General features: G+C 61.6%; 14 protein-coding genes. 9 read left to right on the top strand and 5 right to left on the bottom strand.

All coding sequences use genetic code 11. The features are described from left to right. Window position 1 precedes the first annotated feature (1 nt). The 3 genes from AC07SU_RS02345 to AC07SU_RS02335 form a co-directional block, all read right to left on the bottom strand. A complete protein-coding gene (locus AC07SU_RS02345; protein WP_178918909.1) occupies window positions 2-1,543 on the bottom strand; it encodes a phosphoenolpyruvate carboxykinase in 1,542 nt (513 codons plus the stop codon). A gap of 179 nt (window positions 1,544-1,722) precedes the next feature. After that, window positions 1,723-2,625, bottom strand: coding sequence for an Hsp33 family molecular chaperone HslO (gene hslO / locus AC07SU_RS02340; RefSeq protein WP_176997351.1), 903 nt, complete (start codon window positions 2,623-2,625; stop codon window positions 1,723-1,725). 107 nt (window positions 2,626-2,732) lie between these two features. After that, window positions 2,733-3,140 (bottom strand): RNA-binding S4 domain-containing protein, encoded by a 408-nt coding sequence (locus AC07SU_RS02335; RefSeq protein ID WP_176997352.1) that lies wholly within the window; start codon window positions 3,138-3,140, stop codon window positions 2,733-2,735. A gap of 297 nt (window positions 3,141-3,437) precedes the next feature. On the opposite strand from AC07SU_RS02335, the gene rimB reads away from it, so the two are divergent. Further along, window positions 3,438-3,920: a retropepsin-like aspartic endopeptidase RimB gene (gene rimB / locus AC07SU_RS02330; protein ID WP_256732803.1), complete on the top strand. Its 483-nt coding sequence runs from the start codon at window positions 3,438-3,440 to the stop codon at window positions 3,918-3,920. Then, window positions 3,917-4,822 (top strand): 30S ribosomal protein S6--L-glutamate ligase, encoded by a 906-nt coding sequence (gene rimK, locus AC07SU_RS02325; protein ID WP_003187674.1) that lies wholly within the window; start codon window positions 3,917-3,919, stop codon window positions 4,820-4,822. The genes rimB and rimK overlap by 4 nt, the downstream gene beginning before the upstream one ends. 171 nt (window positions 4,823-4,993) lie before the next feature. Here rimK and AC07SU_RS02320 read toward each other — a convergent pair whose 3' ends face one another. Continuing rightward, a complete protein-coding gene (locus AC07SU_RS02320) occupies window positions 4,994-6,307 on the bottom strand; it encodes an ATP-binding protein (protein WP_176997353.1) in 1,314 nt (437 codons plus the stop codon). A 117-nt stretch (window positions 6,308-6,424) separates the two neighbouring features. Then, window positions 6,425-7,165: an osmolarity response regulator transcription factor OmpR gene (gene ompR, locus AC07SU_RS02315; protein WP_015373500.1), complete on the bottom strand. Its 741-nt coding sequence runs from the start codon at window positions 7,163-7,165 to the stop codon at window positions 6,425-6,427. Between the two features lie 357 nt (window positions 7,166-7,522). On the opposite strand from ompR, the gene AC07SU_RS02310 reads away from it, so the two are divergent. From AC07SU_RS02310 to tauD, 7 genes are all read left to right on the top strand, one after another. Further along, a complete protein-coding gene (locus AC07SU_RS02310; protein ID WP_176997354.1) occupies window positions 7,523-9,847 on the top strand; it encodes a Tex family protein in 2,325 nt (774 codons plus the stop codon). Next, the gene (locus tag AC07SU_RS02305; protein WP_176997355.1) at window positions 9,847-10,230 is read left to right on the top strand and encodes a PaaI family thioesterase; all 384 of its coding nucleotides are present in this window, start codon (window positions 9,847-9,849) and stop codon (window positions 10,228-10,230) included. Before AC07SU_RS02310 ends, AC07SU_RS02305 begins: the two co-directional genes overlap by 1 nt. A gap of 215 nt (window positions 10,231-10,445) precedes the next feature. Next, window positions 10,446-12,029 (top strand): glutamate--cysteine ligase, encoded by a 1,584-nt coding sequence (gshA, locus tag AC07SU_RS02300; protein ID WP_494996088.1) that lies wholly within the window; start codon window positions 10,446-10,448, stop codon window positions 12,027-12,029. A gap of 222 nt (window positions 12,030-12,251) precedes the next feature. After that, complete coding sequence (gene tauA, locus AC07SU_RS02295) at window positions 12,252-13,229, top strand: taurine ABC transporter substrate-binding protein (RefSeq protein WP_176997357.1); 978 nt, start codon at window positions 12,252-12,254, stop codon at window positions 13,227-13,229. A gap of 16 nt (window positions 13,230-13,245) precedes the next feature. Beyond that, window positions 13,246-14,025, top strand: coding sequence for a taurine ABC transporter ATP-binding subunit (gene tauB, locus AC07SU_RS02290; protein WP_176997358.1), 780 nt, complete (start codon window positions 13,246-13,248; stop codon window positions 14,023-14,025). Beyond that, window positions 14,022-14,858: a taurine ABC transporter permease TauC gene (gene tauC / locus AC07SU_RS02285; RefSeq protein WP_176997359.1), complete on the top strand. Its 837-nt coding sequence runs from the start codon at window positions 14,022-14,024 to the stop codon at window positions 14,856-14,858. The genes tauB and tauC overlap by 4 nt, the downstream gene beginning before the upstream one ends. Before the next feature lie 11 nt (window positions 14,859-14,869). After that, the gene (tauD, locus tag AC07SU_RS02280; protein WP_176997360.1) at window positions 14,870-15,706 is read left to right on the top strand and encodes a taurine dioxygenase; all 837 of its coding nucleotides are present in this window, start codon (window positions 14,870-14,872) and stop codon (window positions 15,704-15,706) included. Window positions 15,707-15,866: the final 160 nt, after the last annotated feature.

The following is a 15,866-nucleotide window of genomic DNA, read 5'->3' as shown; positions in this document are numbered from 1 at the left end:
CTTACAACTTAGGACCCGCAGCCTTGATCGCATCGCTTACTTCAAACTTCTTGAAGTTCTCGATGAACAAGCCAGCCAGTGCCTTCGCCGCTTCGTCGTAGGCAGCCTTGTCAGCCCAGGTGTTACGTGGGTTCAACAGGCCAGTCTCAACGCCCGGTACGGCCAATGGCACGTCGAGGTTGATGGTGTCGAGGTGTTCGGTTTCAGCACCCACCAACGCGCCGCTCTGGATCGCTGCGATCACGCCGCGAGTGGTCGGGATGTTGAAGCGCTTGCCGACGCCGTAGCCGCCGCCGGTCCAGCCGGTGTTGACCAGGTAGACTTTGGAGCCGAAGCCACGGATGCGCTTGATCAGCAGCTCAGCGTATTCGCCAGCCGGGCGCGGGAAAAACGGTGCGCCGAAGCAGGTGGAGAAGGTCGACTTGATGCCGCCGCCGGAACCCATTTCGGTCGAGCCCACCAGCGCGGTGTAGCCGGACAGGAAGTGGTAGGCCGCTTGTTCTTCGCTGAGGATGGACACCGGTGGCAGTACGCCAGTCAGGTCGCAAGTCAGGAAGATCACCGCGTTTGGCTCGCCGCCCAGGTTCTTCTCGGAACGCTTGGCCACGTGCTCCAGCGGGTAGGCGGCGCGGCTGTTCTGGGTCAGGCTGACGTTGGTGTAGTCGGCGTGCTTGGCATCGTCGATCACCACGTTTTCCAGCACGGCGCCGTGCTTGATGGCTTTCCAGATCACCGGCTCGTTCTTCTCGGACAGGTCGATGCACTTGGCATAGCAACCGCCTTCGATGTTGAACACTACGCCTTCGCCCCAGCCGTGTTCGTCGTCACCGATCAGGTAACGGCTTTCGTCGGCCGACAGGGTGGTTTTACCGGTGCCCGACAGACCGAAGAACAGGGTCACGTCGCCTGCTTCGCCGATGTTGGCGGCGCAGTGCATTGGCAGCACGTCGGAAGCCGGCAGCAGGAAGTTCTGCACCGAGAACATGGCTTTTTTCATCTCACCGGCGTAACGCATGCCGGCGATCAGCACTTTCTTCTGTGCGAAGTTGAGGATCACGCAACCGTCGGAGTTGGTGCCGTCACGCTCTGGCACGCACTCGAAGTTGGCCACGTTGAGCACTTGCCACTCTTCACGACCGGCCGGGTTGTACTGGGCCGGGTTGATGAACAGGCAACGACCGAACAGGTTCTGCCAGGCAGTCTGGGTGGTCATTTTCACGGCCAGGTAGTGGTCGTGCGCAGCACCAACGTGAACGTGGGAAACGAAATGCTCTTGCGCGTTGTTGAAGGCCTCGACGCGAGCCCACAGGGCATCGAACTTGTCGGCCGGGAACTTGCGGTTGATCGGGCCCCAGGCGATAGCGTCCTGGGTAGTAGGCTCTTCAACGATGAAACGGTCGACTGGCGAACGACCGGTACGGTGACCGGTTTCTACGACCAGCGCGCCAGTATCGGCAAGCACGCCTTCACCGCGCTGCAGGGCTTCTTTGACCAGATCGTCAACACTCAGATCGGTGTATACGGCGTTATTGGCTTGCGTCATGAGGTTCCCCGTCGGCCTATGGCCGAGTGCTCCAAACGTTTTGTAGTAGAAAGTTGCGCACTACTACCGCGAAAAAAGTGGGCCGGATTATGCCAGAAAAGCCCAAAAAGAGTAGGGCCCTCCCGTCAGAACTGCGCTAATCCGGCGTTTGTCAGGTGATTTACCTGTGCTTAAACGTTTTAGTGGCGGGTGTCGGAAGGGGTGTCGATGCCGGCTCCGGCGAACAATTGGGCTACATCAGCCGCATCGAACAGGTAGCGCTGGTTGCAGAACTGGCAGTCGATCTCGATATTGCCACCGTGTTCCACCACCAGATTCTGCGCATCTTCCAGGCCCAGGCTCACCAGGGCATTGGCCGAACGCTCGCGGGAGCAGCTGCAATGGAAGCGCAAGCTCTGTGCGTCAAACAGTCGCACAGCCTCTTCGTGGTACAGGCGATGCAGGATGGTTTCGTTGTCCAGGCCCAACAGCTCTTCAGCGGTCAGGGTGCCGGCCAGGGCAGTCAGCTTGCGCCAGCTGTCGGTGCGCTCGTCGTCATCCTTGATGCGGTCTGCAGGCAATTGCTGCAACAGCAGGCCACGCGCACGCTTGCCGTCGGCGTTGAGCCAGAACTTGGTGCCGACCTGCTGGGACATCACGAAATAGTTGGTGAAGCAGTCTGACAGGGTTTCACCGTCCAGGTCGACGATGCCCTGGTAGCGCTGGCCTTCGGTCGGGTCGACGGTGATCGCCAGCACGCCGTTGGCCATCAGGTCCGACAGGGTGGCGTCCGGGGCAATCTGATCAGCTTCGTAACGGGCGAGGCCGCGGATTTCGCGCTCGCTGGAGCACTCGATCATCAGCATCGGCACCGGGCCTTCGGAGCGTGCCTGCAGGATCAGCAAACCATCGAATTTCATGGTGCCCACCAGCAGCGCCGCTGCCGCCATCAGCTCACCGAGCAGTTGCGCGACCGGCTCCGGATAGGGGTGCTTGGCGAGGACTTCGGCATAGCTGCGCTCCAGCGACACCAGCTCGCCACGGGCGTCGGTCTCGTCGAAGATGAAGCGTTGGGTGAAGTCGGTATCCGGTAGATCAGTCATAGGTCTGGGTATCTGAGTTGAATAATAGTGACGCGAAGATGACGCAGTTTATGAACAATCCGGGTTTGTTCCAAGCCAAGTGACGCGCCAGGCGATTGCCGGCGCCCTCAATCGTCGTTGCCGCTGCCACGGAACTTGAACAGATCGCGGCGTTGTTTCTTGCTCGGCTTGCCGTCGGTGCTCAAGCCCATGGCGCCGGCCTTGCGCATAGCCGCCGCATTCTCGCGCTTGGCAATGCTGGCTTCGGTCTCGGCATACAAGGCCTGCGCTTCAGGCGCGCCACGCCGGACGATGGAAAGCGCTTGAACCACGATGGTCTTTTCATCAAAACCGGTACGAATCTGGAACTCGTCGCCGACGCGCGGCTCCTTGCCCGGCTTGCAGCGCTCGCCACGATGGTGCACCTTGCCGCTCTCGATGGCGGCCTTGGCGAGGGCACGGGTCTTATAGAAGCGCGCTGCCCACAACCACTTGTCCAGCCGGACCTTTTCTTCCTCTTCCTGCTTTTGAGCCACTTGAATTCCTCGCTCTGAAAAATGTCGCAACTTTACCGTTGGAACCCTTCGACGCATAAACCTCAAGGCTCACCTAAGATACGCCAAGGAACGCGATTTTTGCGTGCCTTTCCCTAACAGCTACTGATTACTGCAGCCTGAGAGATATCTGTCGCCATTTGCCGAATATTCTGCGTGAATACCGCGAAATCGGCGCCAAACCCTCGATAAGGTTTGGGGATTGTCACAATCCATGCGCAGTTGGACGTTACTGTCCTCGACGACTACGAAACATTTCTGAATTGCCGGTTACCCATATTGAAGACATTTGACCATTTGACCGTTGTGGGTCTGCGTGAGTGGGTGGCACTCCCCGATTTGGGAGTGGCGGGCCTGCGCGCGAAGATCGACACAGGCGCCAGCACTTCCAGCCTGCATGCCACCGACATCGAGCCGTTTGAGCGCGACGGTGAAAAGTGGGTGCGCTTTACCGCGCACCTGGGCAGCGTGGTGCAACTGCGTCACCGCCGCTGCGAAGCGCCGCTGGTGACGATGAAAACCATCAAGAGCTCCAACGGTCACGCGCAGGTGCGCTACGTGATCAGCACCACCCTGGCGTTGGGCGATCGGGTCTGGCGGGTGGAGTTCACCCTGGCCTGCCGCAAGGCCATGCGTTACCGCCTGTTGCTGGGCTCCAAGGCGTTGATTGACGGCCAGTTGGTGGTCAACCCCGGCGTCAAGTACGTTCAAGACAAGCCGGTGTTCCCGGTCTCTACACTTTCTGCCCCAGGTGCTGCATGAAGATTGCTGTGCTGTCGCGAAACCCGCGTCTGTATTCCACCCGCCGCCTGGTTGAGGCCGGCACCGAACGTGGCCACGAAATGGTGGTGATCGACACGTTGCGTGCCTATATGAACATTGCCAGCCACAAGCCGCAGATCCACTACCGGGGCAAACCGCTGGAAGGCTTCGATGCGGTGATCCCGCGCATCGGCGCATCGGTGACGTTCTACGGCTGCGCGGTGCTGCGCCAGTTTGAAATGATGGGGGTGTTCCCCCTCAATGAATCGGTGGCCATTGCGCGCTCGCGGGACAAGCTGCGTTCGCTGCAACTGCTGTCACGCCGGGGTATCGGCCTGCCGGTCACCGGCTTTGCCCACTCCCCGGACGATATTCCCGACCTGATCGAAATGGTCAACGGCGCGCCGCTGGTTATCAAGGTGCTGGAAGGCACCCAGGGTATCGGCGTGGTGCTCTGCGAAACCGCCACCGCCGCAGAGTCGGTGATCGAGGCCTTCATGGGCCTCAAGCAGAACATCATGGTGCAGGAATACATAAAAGAGGCCGGTGGTGCCGACATTCGCTGCTTCGTGGTGGGTGACAAGGTCATTGCTGCGATGAAGCGCCAGGCCAAACCCGGTGAGTTCCGCTCCAACCTGCATCGAGGCGGCAGCGCCAGCCTGATCAAGATCACCCCGGAAGAGCGCATGACCGCATTGCGTGCGGCCAAGGTGATGGGGCTGAGCGTGGCGGGTGTGGATATCTTGCGTTCCAACCATGGGCCGCTGGTGATGGAAGTGAACTCATCACCAGGCCTGGAAGGGATCGAGACCACCACCGGCAAGGATGTGGCGGGGATCATCATTCAGCATCTTGAGAAGAATGGTGGGCCGAACATGACCCGGACCAAAGGCAAGGGCTGATAAAACACAGCGTTTGAAACACTGCAAAACCAATGTGGGAGCCGGCTTGTGTGGGAGCCGGGCTTGCCCGCGATGCAGACACCTCGGTGTGTCAGGCACACCTCGGTGATGCCATCGCAGGCAAGCCAGCTCCCATACAAGCTCGTTCCCACATTCGGATTATGTTGTTGCCTAGACCGCGTCGCGGGGCAACATCAGCCCTAGCGGCAAGCGCACCCGCGCCTCCAGGCCGCCCTCTTCACGGTTGCGCAGCTCAACGTTGCCACCGTGCATCGAAGCAATTCGCCGCACAATCGCCAACCCCAAGCCGGTGCCCTTGCCACCCCGGGCACGATCACCACGGGTGAACGGGTTGAAGATGCCCTCCAGCTCAGCCGGGTCGATACCCGCGCCACGGTCCATCACGCTGAGCACCACGTAAGGTGCCGTACTGTCGCCGGACACGTAGGCCGCCACCTCCACGTCCGAACCGGCATGATGCAGGGCGTTACCGATCAGGTTGTTCAGCAGACGCTTCATCGATACACGGCGCAAGGCGAACGGCTGGATAGGCTCCAGGCGCATACGCACCTGCTCGCCATTCTGGTTGTAAGGCGCGACCACCTCGCGCACCAGGTCCGTCAGGTCGACTTCCTCGACTACCTCGTCACGGCCATCACGGATAAACGCCAGGAATTGGTCGAGAATCGCGTCCATGTCCTCGATATCACGCACCATGTCATCCGTCAGGTCGTTGTGGTTGCCCATCAGCTCAAGTGAAAGCCGCAGACGCGTCAGCGGCGTGCGCAGGTCATGGGACACCCCCGCAAGCATCAGCTCGCGCTCACGCCCGGCCTGTTCGACGTCCTCCGCCATCTGGTTGAAGGCGCTGTACACCTCGGTCATCTCGCTGGGCGTATCGCTGACCGGCAATCGCACGCTTCGCCCCTGCCCCAACTGGCGGGCGGCAAACACCAGGCGCTTGAGTGGCTGGTTGAGCTGACGCACGAAAATCCACGCGGATGCGGTTGAAAGCAACCCGATCGCCAGGAACCAGCCCAACACGTTCCAGATCTTCTGCCCCCGCAGCGGATGCGGGTACAACGGTACTTTCAACCAATCCTGGCCCAGGCTCGGCGCCCGAACCCACAGGGCCGGGGACACGTGCATGCGCAGCCGCACCTCGGTGTCCTCACCCAGTTCGGCCTGCATCTGACGCTGGTAGATCTCACTGTAGGGCCAGTGCTGCTCGCCCTCCGGCACGCCAGCGCCCGCCACGCGCACGAGCGTGGCGGCCTTGGCGATCTTCTCGCGGTTCTCGGGGTCGGCGGCCCAGTAGGCGCGCAGGGTCAGGGCCACACCGTGGCTGTATTGTCGGTCCACCAGCACGTCTTCGTTCATCAACAGATAAACCAGCGTCAGTGCCTTGGAAAACAGAACGACGATCAGCACCAGCCAAAGGGTGCGCGAGAAGAAACTTTGTGGGAACCACAACGGGGTTTTCATAGGAGACAGCTAGACACCTTGCAGGAACGAGCGGCGCTCGCAGAATTGCGGAGGCCGGGCACCCTGTCGATATTCAAGAAACTGAACACCGGGATGCCTGCCGCCGCAAATCATGGGTCACTTGGTCGCAGTGCCATCCGGCACAAACACATAACCCACGCCCCACACCGTCTGGATATACCGCGGTTTGGACGGGTCCGGCTCGATCATCCGGCGCAGACGGGAGATCTGCACGTCGATGGAGCGTTCCAGCGCGTCCCACTCACGGCCACGGGCCAGGTTCATCAGCTTGTCACGGGTCAGCGGCTGGCGAGCGTTCATCACCAGTGCCTTGAGCACCGCGAATTCGCCGGTGGTCAGCATGTGCACTTCATCGCCACGCTTGAGCTCACGGGTGGCCAGCGACAGTTCGTAGTCGCCAAAGGTGACGCTCTCGTCTTCGCTGCCCGGTGCGCCTGGTACAGGCGGAGCCTGGCGACGCAATACCGCCTTGACCCGTGCCATCAACTCGTCAGGGTTGAACGGCTTGGCCAGGTAGTCATCGGCGCCCAGTTCGAGGCCCTTGATGCGGCTCAGCTCATCGCCCTTGGCGGTGAGCATGATGATCGGAATCTGGTTGTTCGCGCCACGTAAGCGTTTGCAGGCGGTAAGGCCGTCTTCGCCGGGCAGCATCAGGTCGAGCACGACCAGGTTGAACACCTCACGGCCCAACAGGCGGTCCATCTGCTCGGTGTTCGGCACCGCGCGGGCACGGTAGCCCTTGGAGTTGAAGAAACGCTCCAGCAGGCTGCTCAGCCCCGGATCGTCATCAACGATGAGAATTTTTTCGCCTTCAGCAGTTTGTGCAGTGCTGCTCATTAGATGCTCCTCTTATCTCGGCGCGCATTATGGCGTAGCTGCCGTTATACGCACCGTGTGCATTGTTAGCAGATTTTTCCTCCACCGCCAGCGAACCCGCGCCCTACAACCTCTGGCGCAGTACCCCCCAAGAGCAGAACGCTGGTTATAATGCGGCGCCTTCGTGCAGGGCAACGTCAGATCGTTACCGTTTACTGCCGGGCTTTTTTTCACCCGCTTGTCGTGATTTTTTCGATTTCGAGGGTCAATAGGCTGCCTCTTGACCCAGGCAGCGGCGCCAGTCGGGCCGCTCAACCAGCCTCCCAAGGCCTTGTTTTCCGGGCCTGCGAGCTGCTTTTCAGAATTTCAGGTGGTTTTATGGACAGCATCAACAGCCGCATCGCCGAGGAACTCGGTGTACGCCCACAACAGGTCGAAGCGGCCGTCGCTCTACTGGATGAAGGCTCCACGGTGCCTTTCATCGCCCGTTACCGTAAAGAAGTGACCGGCAGCCTCGACGACACCCAACTGCGTCACCTGGAAGAGCGCCTGCGCTACCTGCGAGAACTCGACGAACGGCGCATCAGCATCCTCGCCAGCATCGAGGAACAGGGCAAGTTGACCCCACAACTTGAGCGCGACATCAAGCTCGCCGACACCAAGACCCGCCTCGAAGACCTTTACCTGCCCTACAAACAGAAGCGCCGCACCAAGGGCCAGATCGCCCTGGAAGCCGGCCTGGGCGAGCTGGCCGACGGCCTGTTCAACGACCCATCGCTAAGCCCGGACACCGAAGCCGCTCGCTTCATCGATGCCGAAAAAGGCGTCGCCGACGTCAAGGCCGCCCTCGAGGGCGCCAAGTACATCCTCATGGAGCGCTTCGCCGAAGACGCCAGCCTGCTGGAAAAACTGCGCACCTACCTCAAGCAGGAGGCCACCCTCAGCGCCCGCGTCATCGCCGGCAAAGAGGAAGAAGGCGCCAAGTTCCGCGACTACTTCGAACACGACGAACCGCTGAAAAGCATGCCATCCCACCGCGCACTCGCCATTTTCCGTGGCCGCAACGAAGGCATTCTCAGCTCCGCACTCAAAGTCGGCGACGAGCTGCCGGGCACCATGCACCCGTGCGAAGGCATGATCGGTCAACAATTCGGCATCCAGAATCAGAATCGTCCTGCGGACAAGTGGCTCGGCGAAGTCGTGCGCTGGACCTGGAAGGTCAAGCTCTACACCCACCTGGAAACCGACCTGCTGGGCGAGCTGCGCGACGGCGCCGAAACCGAGGCGATCAACGTGTTCGCCCACAACCTGCACGACTTGCTGCTGGCCGCACCGGCCGGCCCGCGCGCCACCCTGGGCCTCGACCCGGGCCTGCGTACCGGCTGCAAGGTCGCGGTGGTCGACTCCACCGGCAAGCTGCTGGACCACGCCACCGTGTACCCGCACGTGCCGCACAACAAATGGGACCAGACCCTCGCCATCCTGGCCGCCCTGTGCGCCAAGCACGCCGTGGACCTGATCGCCATCGGCAACGGCACCGCCAGCCGCGAGACCGACAAGCTGGCCGCCGAACTGATCAAAAAATACCCTGCCATGAAGATGACCAAAGTCATGGTCTCCGAGGCCGGCGCATCGGTGTACTCAGCGTCGGAACTGGCCTCCAAGGAATTCCCGGACCTGGACGTGTCGATCCGTGGCGCAGTGTCCATCGCCCGCCGCCTGCAGGACCCGCTGGCCGAGCTGGTGAAAATCGACCCGAAATCCATCGGTGTCGGCCAGTACCAGCACGACGTGTCGCAGCTGAAACTGGCGCGCGGCCTGGACGCCGTGGTGGAAGACTGTGTGAACAAAGTCGGCGTGGACGTAAACACCGCCTCCGTGGCGCTGCTGGCACGCATTTCCGGCCTCAACACCACCCTGGCGCAGAACATCGTCACCCACCGCGATGAAAACGGTGCGTTCAAAACCCGCGCCGCGCTGAAAAAGGTCGCACGCCTGGGCGAAAAAACCTTCGAGCAAGCTGCCGGTTTCCTGCGCGTGATGAACGGCGACAACCCGCTGGACGCCTCGGCAGTCCACCCGGAAGCCTACCCGCTGGTGCAACGCATCGCTGCCGAGACCGACCGCGATATCCGCTCGCTGATCGGCGACGCCGCGTTCCTCAAGCGCCTGGACCCAAAGAAGTACACCGACGAAACCTTCGGCGTACCGACCATCACCGACATCCTGCAAGAGCTGGAAAAACCTGGCCGCGACCCGCGTCCCGAGTTCAAGACCGCCGAGTTCCAGGACGGCGTCGAAGACCTCAAGGACCTGCAACTGGGCATGATCCTCGAAGGCGTGGTGACCAACGTGACCAACTTCGGCGCCTTTGTGGACATCGGCGTGCATCAGGACGGTTTGGTGCATATCTCTGCGCTTTCGGAGAAATTCATCAAAGACCCGCGCGAAGCGGTGAAGGCCGGTGACGTGGTCAAGGTCAAGGTCATGGAAGTCGACATCCCGCGCAAACGTGTCGGCCTGTCGATGCGCATGAGCGACACCCCGGGCGAGAAAATCGACGGTGCCCGTGGCGCACGCCCAGGCTCCACACCGCGTCAGTCGCAGAACACTGCGCCGCGCAAGGAAACCACCGCCGCAGCGCCCAGCAACAATGCCATGGCCTCGCTGTTCGCCAACGCCAAACAGTTGAAGAAACGCTGATGGAAATCCCTGCCGGTTTGACCCAGAGCGCGTTCAGCGAACTGATCGGCTGCCGCCTGCAACGCCTCGAACAAGGCGTTGCCGAAGTGGCCCTGACCCTGGAGCCGCACCTGCGCAACCGCGCAGGCAAGCTCCACGGCGGGGCGATTTTCAGCCTGGTGGACATCACGATGGGGCTGGCCTGTTCCAGCTCCCATGGCTTTGACCAGCAGAGCGCGACAATCGAATGCAAAATCAACTACATCCGCGCCGTCGAAGACGGTGACGTGCTGTGCACCAGCCGCGTGATTCATGCCGGCCGCCGCACGTTGGTGGTGGAAGCGGATGTGTACCAGGACGAAAAACTGGTCGCAAAAGCACAAGGCACCTTCGCTGTCCTATAGCTCCCTGCCCTCGATTTGAGTTAATTTCGGCGCTGCGAAAGCGGCGTCGGAAGTTTCTTCCTGCGCTATAGCCAGATTCAGGGACTGAAGTCGGCACTTTCAGGGCCAGTTAAATCGGCTCGAAAACCAGGCGATAACGCCAGTTTCAACTTCACCCTTGTAGACCGTCCTGCCCACCCCCATATTGGGGCGACTGACGCGTGAAGGAATCCAACTTGAGCGAACTTCTCAACCGCCGCCTGGCTCTGCTCGGCAAGCGCGAACACCTCTCCCTGCTAGAGCAGTGCTTGCACGGCATCGAGCGCGAATGCCTACGCGTTACCGGTGAAGGCCGCCTGGCGCAAACACCGCACCCTGAAGCCCTGGGCGCCGCGTTGACCCACGAACAGATCACCACCGACTACTCGGAATCGCTGCTGGAGTTCATCACTCCCGCCCTGCCGAACCCGGCCGATACCCTGAGCAGCCTGGACAAGATCCACCGCTTTGCCTACACCAAGCTGGGCAGCGAATACCTGTGGAGCCCCTCGATGCCGTGCCCGTTGCCGGCCGAGGAAGACATTCCGATTGCCTACTACGGTACGTCCAATATCGGACAGCTCAAGTACGTGTATCGCAAAGGCCTGGCCCTGCGTTACGGCAAGACCATGCAGTGCATCGCCGGGATCCATTACAACTTTTCGTTACCTGAAGAGCTGTGGCCACTGCTCAAGGAAACCGAAGGGTTTGTCGGCACCGACCGCGACTACCAGTCCACCGCCTATATCGCGCTGATCCGTAATTTCCGCCGCTACAGCTGGCTGCTGATGTACCTGTTCGGTGCCTCGCCGGCCCTCGACGCCGGTTTCCTACGGGGTCGCTCGCACCAGCTTGAAGTACTGGACGCCGACACCCTGTACCTGCCGTACGCCACCAGCCTGCGCATGAGCGACCTGGGCTACCAGAGCAACGCCCAGGCCGGCCTCACGCCGTGCTACAACGATTTGAACAGCTATACCGACAGCCTGCGTGAAGCGGTGGCAACGCCCTACGCGCCGTACGTCGAAGTCGGCACCCACAAGGACGGTGAGTGGGTACAGCTCAACACCAACATCCTGCAGATCGAAAACGAGTACTACTCCAACATTCGCCCCAAGCGTGTGACCTACACCGGCGAGCGCCCGATCCAGGCGCTGATGGCTCGCGGCATCCAGTACATCGAAGTGCGCTGCCTGGACATCAACCCGTTCCTGCCGATGGGCATCGACCTGCCGGAGTCGCGTTTCCTCGACGCCTTCCTGTTGTACTGCGCGTTGAACGACAGCCCGCTGTTCGCCAACAACGAGTGCGGCAATGCCACCTCCAACTTCCTCAGCGTGGTCAAGGAAGGTCGCCGCCCAGGCCTGCAACTGCAGCGCGATGGCCAGCCAGTGGACATGAAGGAATGGGCCGCCGAACTGTTGGAAAAAATCGCACCGCTGGCTGCCCTGCTCGATGAAAGCCACGGCATCACCGAACACAGCCAGGCGCTGGACGCCCAGCTGGCGAAGGTCAAGGACCCGTCCCTGACCCCGTCGGCCCAGGTGTTGGCGGCGATGGCTGAGCGTAAAGAGAGTTTTGCGCAGTTCTCCCTGCACCAGAGCCAACTGCACGCCGAGCACTTCCGCAAGGAACCGCTGCCGGCCGAAGAGCTGGCACGCTTCGAAGAGCTGGCACGCACGTCGCTGGCGCAACAGGCAGAGCTGGAACAGAACGAAGTGGGCGATTTCGATGTGTTTGTCGGCTCGTACCAGGCGAGCATCCTCGCCATCAGCAACTAGCATTTCCATGGCTTCACCACCCTTGTAGGAGCCCGGCTGGCCGGCGATGGGGATTTTGAATACGCCATCGCCGGCAAGCCGGGCTCCTACGGGGTTATTCGTTTTAATCCGACAGCGTTTCCTCTCATAAGCTAATTCGAAAATGTTATTTATTTTCGGATTCTTAGATCATTTAGTCTCCTCACACGCCGATCCTCGGCCGCCTGATTGAGGAGCTTCCCCTTGAAACTGTTAACCCCTCTGCGCCTTTTGGCCGCATTGTCCCTGGCCGGTGCCAGCCTGTTTGCCCAGGCGGCGGATGTGACCATCGCTTACCAGACCACCGTGGACCCGGCCAAAGTCGCCCAGGCCGATGGCGCCTATGAAAAAGCCACCAATGCCAAGATCAACTGGCGCAAATTCGATAATGGCGCCGACATCATCGCCGCCATCGCTTCCGGCGACGTGCAGATCGGCTACCTCGGTTCCAGCCCGCTGACCGCCGCCGTCACTCGCAAAGTGCCGGTAGAAACCTTCCTTGTTGCCACCCAGATCGGCGGAGCCGAAGCCCTGGTGGCGCGTAACGGTTCGGGTATCAATAGCCCACAGGACCTGGTTGGCAAGAAAGTCGCCGTGCCGTTCGTGTCCACCGGCCACTACAGCCTGCTAGCCGCACTGAAGCACTGGAACATCGACCCGTCGAAAGTCACCATCCTCAACCTCGCACCACCGGCCATCATCGCCGCCTGGAAGCGCGGTGACATCGACGCGACCTACGTGTGGGATCCGGCCCTGGGCGTGGCCAAGGAAAACGGCAAAGTGCTGATCACCTCCGGCGAGCTGGCCAAGTTCGGTGCGCCGACCTTCGACGCGTGGATCGTGCGTAAGGACTTTGCCGAGAAGCACCCGGAAATCGTCACGGCCTTCGCCAAAGTCACCCTGGATGCCTACGCCGCCTACCGCAAAGACCCACAAGCCTGGCTCGCTGACAAAGGCAACGTCGACAAGCTGGTGAAGCTGTCCGGCGCCAAGGCCAGCGACATCCCATTGCTGCTGCAAGGCAACGTCTACCCGCTGGCTGCCGACCAAGTGACCCTGCTGGGCGCGCCGACCACCAAGGCCGTGACCGACACCGCCGCGTTCCTCAAGGAACAAGGCAAGGTCGACGCGGTACTGCCGGACTACGCCCCGTACGTCAGCGCCAAGTTCATTACCAACTGATCAGGAGTTCATCGCGATGGCCTTGCTACAACTGGAGCGCATCAGCGCACAGTACCCAGGCGCCACAGAACCGGTACTGTCTGACATCTCAATCGACCTGGGGCCCCAGCAATTGCTGGTGGCCCTCGGCCCGTCCGGCAGTGGCAAGACTTCGCTGTTGAACCTGATTGCCGGCTTTGTCGAACCGTCCGCCGGGCGCATTACCCTCGACGGCGTACCGGTCAAGGGCCCCAGCGCCGAACGCGGCGTGGTGTTCCAGGACGACGCCCTGCTGCCCTGGCAGGACGTGCTGGCCAACGTCGCCTTCGGCCTCGAACTGGCCGGCGTACCCAAGGCGCAACGTGAAGTGCGTGCCCGGGAAATGTTGGCCCTGGTCGACCTGGCCGGTTTCGACAACCGCCGCATCTGGCAACTCTCCGGCGGCCAGAAGCAGCGCGTCGGCCTGGCCCGTGCCTTGGCTGCCGACCCTCGCGTATTGCTGATGGACGAACCCTTCGGCGCCCTCGACGCCTTCACCCGCGAGCAGATGCAAGAGTTGCTGCTGCAGGTATGGCGACGCACGGCCAAGCCGGTGTTCCTGATTACCCACGACATCGAAGAAGCGGTGTTCCTCGCCACTGATTTGATCCTGCTGGCGCCCAACCCGGGCCAGATCGTCGAACGCCTGAGCCTGGACTTCGGCCAGCGCTACGCGGCGGGCGAATCGGCACGGGCGATCAAGTCCGACCCGCGCTTTATCGAAACCCGCGAACACGTGCTGGGCAAAGTGTTCTCCCAACGGCAGGTGTCCGCATGAGCAGCTACGAACTCCCCGCCGCCGTCGCCAAGCCGGTGGTACACGCGGTGATTCCGGTGCGTCGCAGCCTGAGCACGCGCTGGATCAGCTTACTGACCCTGGTCGCGCTGCTGGCCCTCTGGTGGGCCGTGACCGCCACCGGGTTGATTGAACCGCTGTTCCTGCCGCCACCGTCGGCCGTGCTGCAAAAAGGCTGGCTACTGGCAACTACCGGCTACATGGACTCCACCTTGTGGCAGCATTTGGGCGCCAGCCTCAGCCGTATCGGCCTGGGCCTGGGCTTTGCCGTGCTGACCGCCGTGCCGGTAGGGATCGCCATCGGTTCCAACCGTATTGCCCGGGGCATTCTCGACCCGCTGATCGAGTTTTACCGTCCGATTCCGCCCTTGGCCTATCTGCCGCTGATCGTGATCTGGTGCGGCATTGGCGAACTGTCCAAGGTGCTGCTGATTTACCTGGCGATCTTTGCGCCCATCGCCATCGCCACCGCGACCGGCGTGCGCACCGTCGACCCGGCCAAGCTGCGCGCGGCGCAGTCGTTAGGCGCCACCCGTGCCCAGTTGATCCGCCACGTGATCTTGCCGAGCGCCCTGCCCGACATCCTGACTGGCGTGCGCATCGGCCTGGGTGTGGGTTGGTCGACACTGGTCGCCGCCGAATTGATCGCCGCCACCAGTGGCCTGGGCTTCATGGTGCAGTCGGCGGCGCAGTTCCTGGTCACCGACGTGGTGGTGTTGGGCATCCTCGTCATCGCCCTGATCGCCTTCGCCATGGAAATGGGCCTGCGTGCCCTGCAGCGTAAATTAGTGCCGTGGCATGGCCAGGCACATTGAGTGAGAACAGCATGAGCAGCCTGACCGTTACCCCCATCAGCACCGCTTTGGGCGCCCTGATCAGCGGCGTCGACATCACCCAGCCACTGAATATCGAACAACGCGACGCCATCGAACAGGCGTTGCTCACCCACTCGGTGCTGTTCTTCCGTGGCCAGGCAATCACCCCGCAACAGCAGGCGCGGTTCGCGGCGAACTTTGGTGACCTGCACATTCACCCGATCTACCCCAACGTGCCGGAACAGCCCGAAGTGCTGATCCTCGACACCGCCGTCACCGACGTGCGTGACAACGCCGTGTGGCACACCGACGTGACCTTCCTGCCAACGCCCGCACTCGGTGCAGTGCTGAGCGCCAAGCTGCTGCCCGCGTTTGGTGGCGACACGTTGTGGGCCAGTGGCATTGCGGCGTATGAGGCGTTGTCGGAGCCGTTGAAGCGTTTGCTCGACGGGCTGACCGCTACCCATGACTTCACCAAGTCCTTCCCGCTGGAGCGCTTTGGCAACACCGCCGAAGACCTGGCGCGCTGGGAAGAAACCCGCAAGAAGAACCCGCCGCTGTCGCACCCGGTGGTGCGCACGCATCCGGTGAGTGGGCGCAAGTCGCTGTTTGTCAGTGATGGGTTCACCACCAAGATCAACGAACTGGAACCGGCCGAAAGCGAGGCAATCCTGAAACTGTTGTTCGCCCACGCGACCCGTCCGGAATTCACCATTCGCTGGCGCTGGCAGGAAAATGACGTGGCGTTCTGGGACAACCGCGTGACCCAGCACTACGCGGTGGATGACTACCGGCCACAGCGGCGGGTGATGCACCGGGCGACCATCCTGGGCGACGTACCCTTCTAACCCCCGCATTGAAGATCACCTGTGGAACCTGGCTTGTGTGGGAGCTGGCTTGCCTGCGATAGCATCACCACGGTCTAACTGCCACACCGAGGCGCCCGCATCGCGGGCAAGCCCGGCTCCCACATTGACCGAGTACTACCGGGTGAATTCGCCACACTGG

Source organism: Pseudomonas sp. GW821-FHT05H12 (assembly GCF_059419385.1).
Note: the sequence above shows the minus strand (reverse complement) of the source record. Positions and strands in the feature narration are given on the sequence as shown.